This window comes from Caballeronia sp. LZ034LL (assembly GCF_031451215.1).
Lineage (GTDB): Bacteria > Pseudomonadota > Gammaproteobacteria > Burkholderiales > Burkholderiaceae > Caballeronia.
In genome coordinates, this window is record NZ_JARUXR010000004.1 from 1,230,838 (window position 1) to 1,245,528 (window position 14,691).

The 14,691-nt window shown below is 66.6% G+C and carries 13 protein-coding genes; 12 read left to right on the forward strand and 1 reads right to left on the reverse strand.

Translation table 11 applies throughout. The features are described 5' to 3' along the window. The first annotated feature begins 8 nt into the window (after window positions 1–8). The 7 genes from QCE83_RS33095 to QCE83_RS33125 all read left to right on the forward strand — a co-directional run bounded on the left by QCE83_RS33095 (window position 9) and on the right by QCE83_RS33125 (window position 8,543). Window positions 9–932, forward strand: a complete 924-nt coding sequence (locus tag QCE83_RS33095; RefSeq protein ID WP_309820883.1) for a glycine betaine ABC transporter substrate-binding protein — start codon at window positions 9–11, stop codon at window positions 930–932. 3 nt (window positions 933–935) lie between these two features. Continuing rightward, window positions 936–1,817, forward strand: coding sequence for a nitrilase-related carbon-nitrogen hydrolase (locus tag QCE83_RS33100; protein ID WP_309820884.1), 882 nt, complete (start codon window positions 936–938; stop codon window positions 1,815–1,817). An 85-nt stretch (window positions 1,818–1,902) separates the two neighbouring features. Further along, the gene (locus QCE83_RS33105; protein ID WP_309820886.1) at window positions 1,903–3,156 is read left to right on the forward strand and encodes an aromatic ring-hydroxylating dioxygenase subunit alpha; all 1,254 of its coding nucleotides are present in this window, start codon (window positions 1,903–1,905) and stop codon (window positions 3,154–3,156) included. Beyond that, entirely contained in the window at window positions 3,149–4,216 is a 1,068-nt protein-coding gene (locus QCE83_RS33110) for an iron-sulfur cluster-binding domain-containing protein (RefSeq protein WP_309820888.1), read from the forward strand. The genes QCE83_RS33105 and QCE83_RS33110 overlap by 8 nt, the downstream gene beginning before the upstream one ends. Continuing rightward, window positions 4,213–5,616: an MmgE/PrpD family protein gene (locus QCE83_RS33115; RefSeq protein ID WP_309820891.1), complete on the forward strand. Its 1,404-nt coding sequence runs from the start codon at window positions 4,213–4,215 to the stop codon at window positions 5,614–5,616. The genes QCE83_RS33110 and QCE83_RS33115 overlap by 4 nt, the downstream gene beginning before the upstream one ends. A gap of 32 nt (window positions 5,617–5,648) precedes the next feature. Further along, entirely contained in the window at window positions 5,649–7,274 is a 1,626-nt protein-coding gene (locus QCE83_RS33120) for an FAD-dependent oxidoreductase (RefSeq protein WP_309820893.1), read from the forward strand. A gap of 57 nt (window positions 7,275–7,331) precedes the next feature. After that, a complete protein-coding gene (locus QCE83_RS33125) occupies window positions 7,332–8,543 on the forward strand; it encodes an FAD-binding oxidoreductase (RefSeq protein ID WP_309820895.1) in 1,212 nt (403 codons plus the stop codon). A 4-nt stretch (window positions 8,544–8,547) separates the two neighbouring features. Here QCE83_RS33125 and QCE83_RS33130 read toward each other — a convergent pair whose 3' ends face one another. Beyond that, window positions 8,548–9,531 carry a GlxA family transcriptional regulator gene (locus QCE83_RS33130; RefSeq protein WP_309820897.1) on the reverse strand — a complete coding sequence of 328 codons (984 nt, stop codon included), beginning with the start codon at window positions 9,529–9,531 and terminating at the stop codon, window positions 8,548–8,550. A 110-nt stretch (window positions 9,532–9,641) separates the two neighbouring features. On the opposite strand from QCE83_RS33130, the gene QCE83_RS33135 reads away from it, so the two are divergent. The 5 genes from QCE83_RS33135 to QCE83_RS33155 all read left to right on the forward strand — a co-directional run bounded on the left by QCE83_RS33135 (window position 9,642) and on the right by QCE83_RS33155 (window position 14,678). After that, window positions 9,642–10,652, forward strand: a complete 1,011-nt coding sequence (locus QCE83_RS33135; protein ID WP_309820899.1) for a LysR family transcriptional regulator — start codon at window positions 9,642–9,644, stop codon at window positions 10,650–10,652. Window positions 10,653–10,793: 141 nt separating this feature from the next. Further along, entirely contained in the window at window positions 10,794–11,819 is a 1,026-nt protein-coding gene (locus QCE83_RS33140) for an ABC transporter substrate-binding protein (protein WP_309820901.1), read from the forward strand. Window positions 11,820–11,829: 10 nt separating this feature from the next. Beyond that, on the forward strand, window positions 11,830–12,603 hold the full coding sequence (locus tag QCE83_RS33145; RefSeq protein WP_309820903.1) for an ABC transporter permease: 774 nt from the start codon (window positions 11,830–11,832) through the stop codon (window positions 12,601–12,603). Further along, window positions 12,591–13,376, forward strand: a complete 786-nt coding sequence (locus tag QCE83_RS33150; RefSeq protein ID WP_309820905.1) for an ABC transporter ATP-binding protein — start codon at window positions 12,591–12,593, stop codon at window positions 13,374–13,376. Before QCE83_RS33145 ends, QCE83_RS33150 begins: the two co-directional genes overlap by 13 nt. A gap of 114 nt (window positions 13,377–13,490) precedes the next feature. Next, on the forward strand, window positions 13,491–14,678 hold the full coding sequence (locus tag QCE83_RS33155) for an FAD-binding oxidoreductase (protein ID WP_309820907.1): 1,188 nt from the start codon (window positions 13,491–13,493) through the stop codon (window positions 14,676–14,678). Window positions 14,679–14,691: the final 13 nt, after the last annotated feature.

Consider the following 14,691-nt stretch of genomic DNA (forward strand, 5'->3'; position numbering starts at 1 on the left):
CGAAGCCCATGTTCAAGCCGCTGTTGTCACGCATGTCGTGGTCACGCCTGCTCGGCGCATCCCTGTTCACGCTCGCATTGAGTGCGCTGGGCGCGAGCCAGGCGGTGCAGGCCGCATCGACCATCACGGTCGGCGGGAAGAACTTCACCGAGCAGGTCCTGCTCGCGGAGATGACCACGGAACTGCTGAAGGCCAAGGGCTTCGACGTCGTGAAGAAGGACGGCATGGGCAGCACGGTGCTGCGTCAGGCGCAGGAGAACGGTCAGGTGGACGTGTACTGGGAATACACCGGCACGTCGCTCATCACCTACAACAAGGTCACCGACAAGCTCGATCCGCAGCAGACCTACGCGCGCGTAAAGGAACTCGATGCGCAGAAGGGCCTCGTGTGGCTGGACCCGTCGAAGGCGAACGACACCTATGGCCTCGCGATGAACCGCGATGTCGCGCAGAAGCTCGGCATTGCCACGTTGAGCGATCTCGCGAAGGTGCTGAACAGCGGCAAGGAACTCACGTTCGCGTGCAACTCCGAGTTCTACGCGCGCCCCGACGGCCTGCGTCCGCTGGAGAAGGAATATGGCTTCCACTTCGGCCCGGCGCAGATCAAGCGGATGGATTCGGGTCTCACGTATCAGGCGCTGAAGGATCGTCAGGTCGATACCGCGCTGGTCTTCACGACTGATGGACGCGTACCCGCGTTCAACTTCATCGTGCTGCGTGACGACAAGAACTTCTTCCCCGCCTATGCGCTGACGCCGGTGGTGCGCAAGGCGACGCTCGACGCCAATCCGAACCTCGCGGGCATCCTGAACGCGCTGTCCGCCAAGCTCGACGACGCGACCATGGCCCGTCTCAACGCCGAAGTCGACGTGCAGAAGAAGTCGCTCAGCGATGTCTCCGGCGCGTTCCTCAAGTCCGCCGGCCTGCTCTGATCCATGCGGGCGCAGCCAGCCTTGCGCGTCGCGGCCGCGCAGATCGAGACGATTCCCGGCGATCTCGCGGCGAACCTCGCCGTGCATCGGCGGGTGATCGAACAGGCGACGGAACGCGGCGTGCGGCTGCTGGTGTTTCCAGAACTGTCGCTGGCCGGACACGGCGCCGGCGAGCACGCGCTGAAGCTTGCCCTCACCCGCGATGACGCAGCCTTGCTCGAACTCGCGCGCGGTTGCGCGGAGCTATCGGCGGTGGTCGGGTTCATCGAGGAAGCGCCGGGCGCGCTGTTCTACAACAGCGTCGCGACGCTGCATGCGGGACGCGTGGTGCAGGTGCATCGCAAGATTGCGCTCGCGACCTACGGCAAGCTCGACGACGGCAAGTACTACGGACACGGCGAGCGCCTCGATCAATTCGCGCTGCCGGACGATCCGCGCTGGCGTGTCGCGACGCCGATCTGCGCAGACCTGTGGAGTCCCGCGCTGATGCATCGGCTGGCGCGCGACGGCGCTACGCTGTGCGCCGCGCCGGTGAGTTCGGCGGTGGAAGCGGTGGGCACCGAGTTCGACAACCCGCGCGGCTGGGACACCGTATTGCGCGCCCATGCACTCGTCTATGGCCTGCCGATCGTGTTCGCCAATCGCGTCGGACGCGAAGGCGCGCTGCACTTCTGGGGCGGCTCGCGCATCGTCGGCCCGCGCGGCGAGATCCTCGCGCAGAGCGAGACGGCGCACGAGGAACTCGTCGTGGCCGACCTCGACTACGGCGCGGTGCGCAACGCGCGCTTCGACTTGCCGACGGTCCGCGATGCCCGCGCCATCGACACGGCTCTGTCCCGCCACGCTTCCGGAAACGATGAAAACGACATCGTGTCGGTTTCGTGATCGGGTAGGTCGTGTGGCTGTCGGCATGCGCCAAATCAGCGGCAGACAATCGGTCTAACTGATCGTTCGCACGGAGAACACGACGATGATCGACCCGACACGCGTGCGCGACGCCCTCGCGCAACGCCGTGACAACTTCTCGCTGCCGCAGCCTTTCTACACCGACGACGCGTTTCATCAACTCGATATCGACGCCGTCTTCAACAACGAATGGCTCTTCGCCTGCAACAGCTGCGAACTGCGAGAACCGGGCGATTACCTGACACTCGAAATCGGCGCGACCTCGGTCATCGTCCTGCGCGACCGGGACGGCGAGATTCGCGCCTTCTTCAATACCTGCCGACATCGCGGCTCGCGCATCTGTCTCGACGAAAAGGGCCATGCGCACCGCCTCACCTGCGCCTATCACCAGTGGGTCTACGAACTCGACGGTTCGCTGCTGCATGCGCGGCAGATGCCCGCGGACTTCGAGCGCGAAGCGTACGGACTGCGTCCGGTGCATGTCGGGATCGTGTGCGGGATGGTCTATATCTGCCTCGCCGATACGCCGCCGGACCTCACGCGCTTTCGCGAAGCGGTGACGCCTTACATCGCGCCGCATCAGCCGTGGCGCACCAAGGTGGCCGCCGTCTCGACGATGATCGAGGACGCAAACTGGAAGCTCGTCATCGAGAACAATCGCGAGTGCTATCACTGCGCGGGCAATCATCCCGAACTGCTCGCGACGCTGGTTGAATTCGCGCTGCCCGACGATCCCGCCGGCTCGCGCGACTTCCGTTTGCTGATGGACACGCAGGCGGCCAAGTGGGAACGTCATGGCCTGCCGCATCTGCCGGCCGATGGCGGCGACGAGTTCCGCTGCATCCGCCTGCCGTTTCATCGCGGCGCGGTGTCGTTCACGCCGGATGGCGCGCCTGCCTGCGGCAAGCTGCTCGGCGATCTCACCGAGCCCGACCTCGGCTCGGTACGCATGTTCCGCGTGCCGAACAACTGGAATCACTTCCTCGCCGATCACATCATCCACTTCCGGATCCTGCCGCTGTCGGCGTCGCGCACGATGCTGCGCACGACCTGGCTCGTGCATGAAGACGCGGTGGAAGGCGTCGATTACGACGTCGATACGCTGACCTCCGTGTGGAACGCCACCAACACGCAGGACGCGCGGCTGGCGGCCAACAATCAGCTGGGCGTCGGCTCGATCGGCTACACGCCGGGACCGTATGCGCCATCCGAATTCATGCTGCGCAACTTCACCCACTGGTACGCGAACAAGCTGGCGGCGTATCTGGACGGCTCGCACCCGCATCGTTCGATTGAACTGAAGGTGTCGAATGGCTGACGTGCTGATCGACCCCGACACCGTGAATGCCTTCGATGAAGCCGCCGCGCGCACGCTCGAATGCATCGGGGTGCGTGATGAAGCGCCGGGCGTGCGGACCTTTTTCCTGCGCGATCACCATGCCGACGGCGCGCGCCGCTATGCGCCCGGGCAAGCCGTGTTGCTGACGCTCGATATCGACGGCGTGCGGCATGACCGGACCTTCTCGATTGCGTCGTCGCCGCTCGGGCGCGGCGTGATCGAACTGACCATCAAGGCGCAGCGCGACGGCGTCGTGACGCGCTGGCTGCACGAACACTGCGTGCCGGGCCTGCACATCGAGGCACGTTATCCGCTCGGCCGCTTCACGCTCGACGTGGCGAATCCGGAGCCGCTTGCGCTGGTGTCGGCGGGATCGGGCGCCTCGCCGCTGATGTCGATGCTGCGCACCCTCGCACACAGCCGGCCGGATGCGGACGTCGCCTGGCTGCACAGCGCGCGTCACGCCGACGACATCCTCTTCGCCGCCGAACTCGCCGCGCTGCAAACGCGCATGCCGAACCTGCGGATCAGCGTCTGGCTCAGTGCGCCGGAGCCGGGCTGGTTCGGACTACGCGGACGCATGACGCGCGGCACGCTCTGGGCGATGACGCCGGACTTCGGCCGCCGCACGGTGTACTGCTGCGGCCCGACGGGCTTCATGCAGGGCATCCGGCAGATTCATGCAGCTGAAGGCGCGCGGCGCGCGGCGTTTCATATCGAGCATTTCGGACCGGCACCGGTCGATCCGGCCACACCGACGCCCGATGACACGCCCGGCGTCATCCATCGCGCCACCTTCGGCGACAAGCGCTTCGACGTGCGCGCGGGCGAAACGCTGCTCGTCGCGGCGACGCGTCAGCAAGTGGTGATTCCCTGCGGCTGCGCGAGCGGCATGTGCGGCACCTGCAAGGTCCGCCGCGTGTCCGGCGAAGTCTCGATGCAGCACGCGGGCGGATTGTCCGCCGCCGAGGAATCGCAAGGCTGGATTCTCGCGTGCTCGAGCAGCCCTTCCACCGACATCGAGATCGCCCTCAGATGACACGCACCGCCGCACCCCTGCAAGACGACGCCAGCCGCTTCACGCACGCGTTGCGTTTCGACATGCTGCCGGAGACGGTGGTCCGTGACGCACAGCGCCGCCTGCTCGATCTCTTCGGCATCGCGGCGGCGGGCACGAGCACGCGGATGTCGTCGATTGCGCGCGAACATGCGCTCGACTGTTTTGCCGCCGGCCGCAGTCCGGCACGCATGCTGTTCGACGGGCGCATTGCCAGCGCGGCGGGCGCGGCCTTCGCGGGCGCGGCGACCATCGACAGTTTCGATGGCCACGACGGCCACGCCCTCACCAAGGGCCACGCGGGCGTCACGGTGCTGCCCGCACTGCTCGCGATGACCGAACGCGCGCCCGGCATGAGCGGCCGCGAGTTCATCGTGCAGACGGTGCTCGGCTATGAGCTCGGCACGCGCGCGGGCATCGCGCTGCACGCGACGAGCCGCGAATATCACACGTCGGGCGCGTGGAATGCGCTTGCGGCGGCGGCCATCGCGAGCCGCGCGCTCGGCTTCGACCTGCCAACGACGCGTCATGCGCTCGGCATCGCCGAGTATCACGGACCGCGCTCGGACATGATGCGCTGTATCGACCATCCGACCATGCTGAAGGACGGCTCGTGCTGGGGCGCGCTCGCGGGCATCAGCGCGGCGTGGCTCGCGTCGCGCGGCTTCACGGGCGCGCCGGCCACGACCGTCGAACGCGATGCGCCCGCCGTCTGGGCCGATCTCGGCGAACGCTGGCTGATCCTCGAACAGTATGTGAAGCCGTATCCGGTGTGCCGCTGGGCGCACGCTTCGATTGCGGCGGCGCTCGCGGTGCGCGCGCAAGCCGGTTTCGATGCGGCGGACATCGTGCGCGTGGAGATCGAGACTTTCCATCAAGCTGCGCGCCTGTGGTCCGACGCGCCGCGCACGACCGAGGAAGCGCAATACGGCGTGCTGTTCCCGGTGGCCGCCGCGCTGCTGCATGGACGCGTGGATGCGGACACCATCGGCGATGCCGGTCTCGCCGAATCCGCCGTGCGCGCGCTGCTGCCGCGTCTCATCACGCGCGAACACGCGGACTTCAACGCGGCCTTTCCCGCCGAGCGCTGGGCGCGCGTGAGCGTCGAATTGCGCGACGGACGCCGCCTCGACTCCGGTCCGATGCAGGCCGGCGGCGACCCTGCGCGCCCGCTGCCGCCCGGCGTTGAACGCGACAAATACCGCAGCCTGACGGGCGCGCGTTTCGGCGCACGTTTCGCGAGCGAACTCGAAGCCGCCGTCGATGCACTCGCCGAACCCGATGCGAGTGCCGCCCGCTTGTGCGAGCTCGTGCTGAACGCGCCGCCCGCCATCGAAGAAGCCGATGCACGCGCCTGCGACGACCAGGCCGTCACCTCCTGAACCATCGAACCGACACAGTGGAAAACGAAGCCATGCACACGCCGTTCCATGATCCCGCCAGCGTCGCGGGCAAGGCGCCGCCGGTCGGCGAAGCGACCGATCTGCTCATCGTCGGCGCGGGTCCTGCCGGCATTGCGGCCGCGCTCGAAGCGGCGGGACGCGGCATCGGCGTGACGCTCGTCGATGAAAATCCAGTGCCGCTGGAAACCATGGGCGAGGACGTGCCGCTGCACTTCGGCGGCCGCATGGGCGCGACGGCGGGCAATGCCAACGCGATGCTCGAAGCGATGCTGGAGGCGCGTCCCGAACTCGGCGACGCACTCGATGCCGGCGTCGACGTCAGGCTCGGCACAGCGGTCTGGGGGCTCTTTCCGCACGGCCCGGCGCGTGCATGGATGGACACGCACGCCGCCGGTCTCGCCGATGCGTCGCATGCGTGGCTGATCAGTTTCAAACAGGTGATCGTCGCGTCCGGACGGCGTGACATGGGCCTCGCCTTCGACGGCTGGCAGCGGCCCGGCGTGATGGGTGCAAGCGCCGCATGGCGGCTCGCGGTGCTCTACGGCGCACTCGATGCGCGCCGCGCGGTGCTCGTCGGCAGCGATACGGATGCGCTGAACGTGGCCGTCGAACTGATGGCGCGCGGGGTGCGCATCGTCGCGGTGATCGAGCAGGCGGAGACGATTCTCGGCGATCCGGCGCTCGCCTCGCAACTCGAAGCAGGCGGCGCGCGGCTGCTCGTGCGTCACGCGGTGCGGCACGCCCACGGCGACGCGTACGGCGTGACCTCGGTCGAAGCGGCGTCGCTGGATACGGGCGCATCGACCGCGTTCGAGTGTGACACGGTGTTGCTCGGCATCGCCGCTTTGCCCGCGATCGAACTGCCCGAAGCAGCCGGCTGTGCAACGACGTTCGACGCCGCGCGCAGCGGTCATGTCGTGAGCGTCGATGCGATGCAACGCACGTCGCTGCCGTTCATTCATGCAGCCGGCGACTGCGCCGGCGTGTGGCCAAGCAAGAGCCGCGATGAAGCGATCGCGCGGGAAGAAGGCCGGCGCGCGGCGCGCGCGGCACTCGAAGCGCTGGGCGCTTCCCGGGACGAAACCTCCGCATCGCCACCGACTCAACCCGACACGCCCGCATACGACATCGCGCAGGCACGCGTGGCATGGGTTCGGGCGAGCGTCGTCGGCGCGGCGGGCGAACCGTTCGTGTGCCAGTGCGAGGAAGTGACCGCGCGCGAGATTCTCGACGTGCGTCCGCCGCGCTATCTCGACTGGCATCCCGCCGATGCCGCGCACGACACACGCGGCGTCGCCGGGCTGGCGCAGAGCGGCCCGCCGAATCCCGATGCGGTCAAGCGCCTGACACGCGCCTGCATGGGTCCGTGTCAGGGCCGCCGCTGCCGCGAACAGGTGGCGGCGCTGCTGGCCATCGGATCGGGCTGCGCACTGCCGCAGATTCCGCTCGCCACCTTCCGCGCGCCGGTGCGTCCGCTCGCGCTGCGCCAACTGGCCGAAGTCGCCGAAGCCTCATCGACCGCCGCGCATTGGGACAGCTGGTTCGGCATGGCCTCGCAATGGGTGCCGTTCTGGCGCGTCGAGCCGCTCTATCGCGCGGGCACGCGCCAGGTCGGCGAAGCAGTGGCGAGCGAATAACACGTCGACTCCATCGCATCCAGAGGCAACTCCCAATCGCAATCGAGGCACGCAGGCATGAACACATCGGCAGCAGGCAAGACCACGGACAGCAGCACGGTCAAGGGCGCATCGGTCGTCATCGTCGGCGGCGGGGTGACGGGATTGTCGGCGGGATGGTGGCTCGCGCGCGAAGGCATCGACGTGCTGGTGCTCGAAGCAGGCATGCTGGGCTGGGGCGCGTCGGGACGCAACGGCGGCGGTTGTTCGCATCATCACAGCCCGCTCTTCATGGAAGAGCAGCGCCTCTGGCCGATGATGGACGAACTGCTCGGCTATCCGACCGAGTTCTGCCGCGAACGCATCCGCATCGCGCTCGACGAGCAGCAGTTCATCCTCTACCGTCGCGCGCTGGAGAACGGCGAGCATCACGGACTGCGCTCCGACGTCCTCGACGCGAAGCAGGTGCGCGAACTCGTGCCGCTTGCGGGCGACAACGTGCATGCCGGTTACTTCTATCACTTCGGCGGCCATGCGAATCCGCATCGCACGTTGCAGGCTTATGCGTGGGCCATGGAGGATCACGGCGGTCGCATCCTGCAACACACGCCGGTGACGGGTTTCGTCTCGCAAGGCGGACGCGTCTCCGCGGTGCAGACGCCCGCAGGCGAGTTTGCCTGCGATCATCTGGTGATCGCGGCCGGACCGCATACCGGCGTGCTGGCAGCACAGCTCGGCATCGATGTGCCACTGGCGGCCGCGCGCGCGGAGATGATCGTCACCGAGCCGCTGCCGCTGATGCCGCTGGGCGGTATCGACGGCAACGGACTGTATGGACGGCAGACGCTGCGCGGCAATCTCGCGTATGGCGGCGGACCGCACGAATGGCTCGCGCTCGACGACGTTCCCAAGGTCCGCCCGCATTCGACGCCGCTTCAATGCAGCATCGCGGCCCGGCTCGCGGCGCTGCTGCCGAAGGCCGCGCATGCGAAGGTCATCCGCAGCTGGGCGGGCTATATCGAGAACACGCCGGATGGCCGTCCCGTGATCGATCGGCCGGCGGCGCAGGGCAACGTGACGGTCGCGACCTTGTCGAGCGTGGGCTTCGGCCTGTCGCCGGCGAGCGGGCACGCGATCCGCGATCTCGTCGTGGACGGGCATTGCGGGTTCGCGGATCTGTCGTCGCTTTCGCTCGCGCGCTTTGCCGAACTGGAGCCCAACTGGCGCGAATTGCAGGGCTGGCTGCCCTTGCCGTTGCGCGCTGCGGCGCCGGTGCTGGAGGCGGCGTAAAAGCTCAGGACCTCGGCTGCGCCGCGCGCAACTCCGTCGGGCTGATGCCATACGCCCGACGCACCCAGCGCGCCAGATGCGACGGCGACGCAAAGCCCGTCGCCACCGCCACATCGGCTACGGGCACGCTCGAATACGTCAGCATGTCGTGCGCGCGCTCCAGCCGTAGCTGCACGTAATAGCGCGCGGGCGTCGCGTTCAGATGCCGCAGGAACAGGCGCTCCATCTGCCGCGACGTCATGCCGATCGCCGAGCCGATATCGTTGATCTGCACCGGCGTCTCCACGTTTGCGCGCATCATCTCGATGGCCCGGCGAATGCCGCGCGGCAGGCTCGCGTGATTCTGGTCGCGCCAGCCGCGCTGGTTGTCGGCGGTGTCGCGCATGCGTTCATGGTGGAACTGGTTGGCGACGCGCACCGCCAGATCACTGCCATGCTGCGTCTTGATGAGCTGCAGCATCATGTCCATCGCCGCGATGCCGCCCGAGCACGTCATCCGGTCGCGGTCGATGTCGAACAGCCGGCTGCTGCACAGCAGATCGGGAAAGGCTTCCGTAAAGGCCGGCAGGTTCTCCCAGTGGATGGTGCAGTGATAGCCGTCGAGCAGGCCCGCGAGCGCGAGCAGCCAGGTTGCCGTCGACAGCGAGCCGATCACCGCGCCCGTGCGCGCCGCGCGCTTCAGCGCCGCGACGAAGGCGGGTTCCTGCGCGGGCGCGAGACGCAGGCCGCCGCAGATGAAAACGTAGTCGGCTTCCTTGTAGACGTCGTCGAAGCGGCGCGCCGCGAGCGCAATGCCATTCGATGACTCGATCGGCTCGCCATCGAGGCTCGCGAGCGTCCAGCCGTAGAGCGTTTCTCCAGCAAGGCGGTTGGCCGAGCGCAAGGGCTCGATGGCGGACGAGAGGCTCATCATCGAGAGGCCTTCGGCCAGCAGGAACACGAACCGGCGCGGCGGCACGGCGGCGGATGAAGAAGAGTGAGTGACCAAGGCGCGCGACGTGGGGTTGACGATGCAAGCCTTCGCTGAGCAGCAAGCGCACCCGCGAAGACGCCGTGTTCGATGCTTGTGGCCGCTATTATGGCGCGCAGGAGGAAGACATGCGAAATACATTCGTCGGGGTGGACCTGCGCGCGTTGCAGGCGTTCGTCGCGGTATGCGAGACGCGCTCGATGACCGAAGCCGCCCGCGTGCTCGGCGTCACGCAGAGCGCGGTCAGCCAGCTGATCGCTGCGCTGGAGCGCGAACAAGGCGTCGCGCTGTTCGACCGCGAGTTCCGGCCGGTGCGGCCCAACGCGGCGGGCCGCATCCTGTTCGAGCAGGCAGGCGGGCTGCTCGAACACGCGCAGGCGGTCTCGCACAACGTGCGGACGGCGACGAGCGAAGGTGTGTCGAGCCTGCGTATCGGCTGCGTGGATTCGTTCGCCGCCAGTGTCGGGCCGTTCATCGTGCAGCGGTTGTCGGAACGCATGAAGACGCTTTCGATGTGGTCCGGTCTCACGCCGATCCTGAGCGAACAACTCGCCAACCGGGAACTCGATCTCGCCATCTGCACGGAAGCGACACTCGATCCGCGCCGTGTCGAATTGCGTCCGCTGTTTTCGGAGACCTTTGTCGCCGTCGCGCCGAAGGCCTTCTGCGCGGACCGAACGCCGCGCAACTTCCACGACGTCGTGCGTGAACTGCCGCTGTTGCGCTACACCGGGCGCTCGCTGATCGGGCAACAGGTGGAGCGGCTCGTCAAGCACATGAACTTCCACGCGCCGAACCGCTACGAGTTCGACGACACCGATCCGCTGCTCAGCCTCGTCGCGTCCGGCTTCGGTTGCGCGATCACTTCGCCGCTGTGCCTGTGGCAATCGCGCGCGCATCTGCCGGACGTGACGGTCGTGCCGCTGCCGCTCACGCGCATCGGGCACCGCGACTTTTACATCCTCACGCGGCGCTCCGAATGGTCCGCGATGGCCGAAGCCGTGTCGCGCGAGTCCATCGCCGTGACGCACGACATCATCGCGCCAGGACTCCATGCAGCCCTGCCCGGCATGCCCGCCCATCTCTTCGATACCCACGCGTCGGAAGCCGAGACAGTGGGCAGTGCAGCATCGAATTAGCGCAACTGCTTCAAAACATAAGAGTTGCTGATTCGGCAAGCCGCTTTATGGCGAGCACGCGTTCGCCACTACCATCGATGGCGGACCAGATCACCCCGGGCACGCCGCCGGTTCAAACCTCTCATTCGGACGGATATAACGATGACAAGCAATCGCCGTACTTTTCTGAAGCAGGCTTCCTGGATCGGCGCGGCCGCGGCCACGGCGGGCATTTCGGCAGGCTTCGCGCCGCTGGCGCGCGCGGCGGCGGTTCCCGTCAACTACGGCGGCTCGGCATGGCTCGGGCACTACGCGGCCTATGTCGCGATGAAGACCGACATCTTCACGAAGCTCGGCATCGACTGTCGCTGGCAGTCGTTCTCGACCTCCTCCGCGCGCATGGGCGCGGTGATGTCGGGCAACCTCGATATCGCCGGCACGGGCGTCGTCTCGGCGCTGGCGCTGATGGCCAACGGCGCGAAGCAGTTCCAGCTCATCACCACGCCCAACAACTTCGGCAAGTCCGAAGGCCTGCTGGTGCATGCCAACGTGAAGTCGCTCGCGGACCTCAAGGGCAAGAAAATCGGCGTCACGTATGCGTCGAGTTCGCACGTGCTGCTGCTCGACGTACTGCGCCAGGCCAACATGGACCCGACCAAGGACGTCAGCATCATCAATCTGCCGGCCACCGAACTGCTCACCGCCTATCGCGGCAACCAGATCGACGCCGCCGCCGCATGGACGCCGACCTTCGACCGCATCCGCGCCCTGCCCGACACGAAGCTGCTGCTCGACGACTCGTCCTTCTCGCTCTACAAGCAGTTCCAGCTGACGCCGGGACCGGACGTGCTGCTGGTCCGCACGGCCTTCGCTAGCGCGCATCCGGAAGTGCCGAAGGCCTTCCTGCAAGGCATCGCGCAAGCCAACGACCTGATGACGCAACAGCCCGAGAAAGCCGCGCCGATCCTGATGACGCTCACCAGCCTGTCCCAGGACGAGCAGATGGCCGTCCTCAAGCAGACCCAGTGGTATTCGCACGCGCAGCAGAAGGCGCTCTTCGTGGGCAACGGCGGCAAGCCGGGGCCGTTCGTCGATGGCGTGCAAAAGCTCTCGGACATGCTCGTCGACCTGAAGCAGATCGATCAGTCGCCGAAGGTGGCGGACTGGATCAACTCAACTTATCTCTGAGCGCGCGCGGATGGCCTCCAATCGTAGATGGCGTGACGGCGGCGGACTGTTCGTCGTCAGCGCCTGCTCGTTGATCGGTTTCCTGCTGCTGTGGGAACTCATCTGCCGCGCCGGACTGGTCGATCCCGTGTTCCTGCCCGCGCCGTCGCAAGTGCTGGCGCGCGGCATCCGCATGTGGAACCAGCATGCGCTGCTCGATCACGTGCTCGCCTCGACGCGCCGCGTGATGGTCGGCTTCCTTGCGGCCGCGCTGGTGTCGATTCCGCTCGGCATCGTGCTCGGCACGTCGCGCGTGGCGCGCGCCGTGTTCGATCCGCTGCTGTCGTTCCTGCGCCCGCTGCCCTCGATGAGCTGGATCCCGCTGTCGCTGCTGTGGTTCGGCATCACCGAGACGCAGAAGTACAGCATCGTGTTCATGGGCTCGTTCGCGCCGGCGCTGCTGTATGTGATCGACGCCACGCGCAGTATCGACCCGATTTTTATTCGGGCCGCACGCAATCTCGGCGCGAACCGCTGGCAAGTGATGGTCGAAGTGATCCTGCCGGGCTGCATTCCGCAGATCCTGTCCGGCATGAAAGTGATTCTCGGCCTCTCGTGGACCTGCGTGATCTCCGCTGAACTCGTCGCCGCGCAGCAAGGCCTGGGCTTCATGATCATGAACGGACGCGAGTTCTTCCAGACCGACACGGTCGTGCTCGGCATGGTGCTCATCAGCATCACGGTGCTGATTACCGATGCCGTGTTTCGCCTCATCGAACGCGGGGTGCTCTCATGGCAACGATGAATGCGCCGATGATCCGCCTCAAAGGCGTCGCGAAAAGCTATGGCGCGCTGCAGGTGCTGAAGGAAGTCAACCTCGATATCGCCCGGGGCGAATTCGTCGTGCTGCTCGGCGCATCGGGTTGCGGCAAGTCGACGATGCTCAACATGATCTCCGGCTTCGAGCAGCCGACGCAAGGCCGCGTGCTCGTTCACGACAAGGTTGTGAAGGACATCGAGCCGGCCTGCGGCATGGTGTTCCAGCAATACGCGCTGTTCCCGTGGAAGACGGTCAGCGAGAACGTCGCGTTCGGTCTCAAGATGCGCGGCGTCAGCAAGGCGGAGCGGCGCGAGGCGGCCCGCCGTCATATCGAGGCGGTGGGCCTCAAGGGCTTCGAGGACAGCTATCCCGGCAGGCTCTCGGGCGGCATGAAGCAGCGCGTGTCGATTGCTCGCGTGCTCGCCAACGACCCTGACGTGATGCTGCTCGACGAACCCTTCGCCGCACTCGACGCCATGACGCGCCAGGTGCTCCAGGAACAGCTGCTGTCGCTGTATGAGAAGAGCGGCAAGACCATCGTCTTCATTACGCATTCGATCGACGAAGCGCTGATGCTCTCCACACGCATGATCGTGATGGGCGCGAAGCCGGGACGCATCGTGCAGGACATCCGCAACGACCTGCCGATGCCGCGCTCCGCCGACGTACAGCTCTCGCCCGCGTATCTCGAGATGAAGAAGTCGATCTGGGAAACCGTGCAGGCCGAAGTCATGAAGGGGCTGGAAGGCGCCGCCTGACACCCGTGGCGTGCCCGCGCTTCTGCTTAGCATCGTTGTTCCTTATGAACGCCGCGCGGCGCAGGCGGCGCGGCACACTGCATCCATCATCCGCATCGCAAAGGAAGCGCAACCGTGAATACTTATGACGTGGTGGTGATCGGGGCCGGCGTAGTCGGCACGTCGGTCGCGTTCCACCTGCAAAAGCTCGGCGCAAAGAACGTGCTCGTGCTGGACCGCGCGACCATCGGCGCGGGCACGACCTCGCAATCGTCGGGCATTCTGCGCACGCATTATTCGGTGAAGGAAAACGTCCAGCTCGCGCGCAAGTCGTGGGCCGTGTTCAACGACTTCGCGACGTATCTCGGCGACGACGAAGCGTCATGCGGCCTCGTGAAGAGCGGCTACATGATCGTCGCGGCCGAGGGCGACAAGGTCGAACCCTTGCGCGCCTCGCTCGAACAGCAGCAGCAACAAGGCATTCCGCTCGAATTGCTGAGCGCGCAGCAGGCGCACGAACTCATGCCGATCGCCCGCTTCGACGATGCCGCCTTGATCGGCTTCGAACCCGAAGCCGGTTTCGCCGATGCCTATCTGACCGCGACGAGTTTTGCGCGCGCCGCACGGCGCGGCGGCGTGACGATACGCGAGAACGTCACGGTGAACCGCTTGCTGATCGAAAACGGCAAGGTGCGCGGCGTCTCGACCAGCGCGGGCGATTTCGCCGCCTCGATGGTCGTCAGCACGCAGAACATCTGGACGCCGGAACTCGCCGGCTGGACCGGCCAGGCGTTGCCGGTCTCGCCCGAACGTCACGCGGTGCTCGCGCTGGAATGCGAGGGCGCGGCCTACACGTACCAGATGCCGGTGTTCAAGGACCTCGCGTCGCCGGGCATGCTCTATTACCGCAGCTACGGCGGCAATCAGATGCTGGTGAGCGAAGGCACCGCCGGCGAAAAGCTCGACCACGCCGACACCGAACAAGGCGACATTCCGATGGACTATGTCGTCGAAGTGGGCGCGCAGGTCGCCGAGCGCTTTCCGGCGTACGAGGCGGCGGGCATTGCATCGTCGTGGACCGGCGTGTATGACGTCACGCCCGACTGGAATCCCGTCCTCGGCGGCTTGCCCGGCATCGAAGGGCTGGTGATCGGCTATGGCTTCTCCGGTCACGGCTTCAAGCTCTCGCCGACGGTCGGCCTGGTGCTCGCGCAAGCCGCGCTCGGCCTGCCGACCGAGGTCTCGCTCGCGCCCTATTCCATCGAACGTTTCGCGACTGGCGCCTTGCTGACCGGCAAGTATGGCGTCGGCGCAGTTTCCTGAAGAAGGCCCAGAC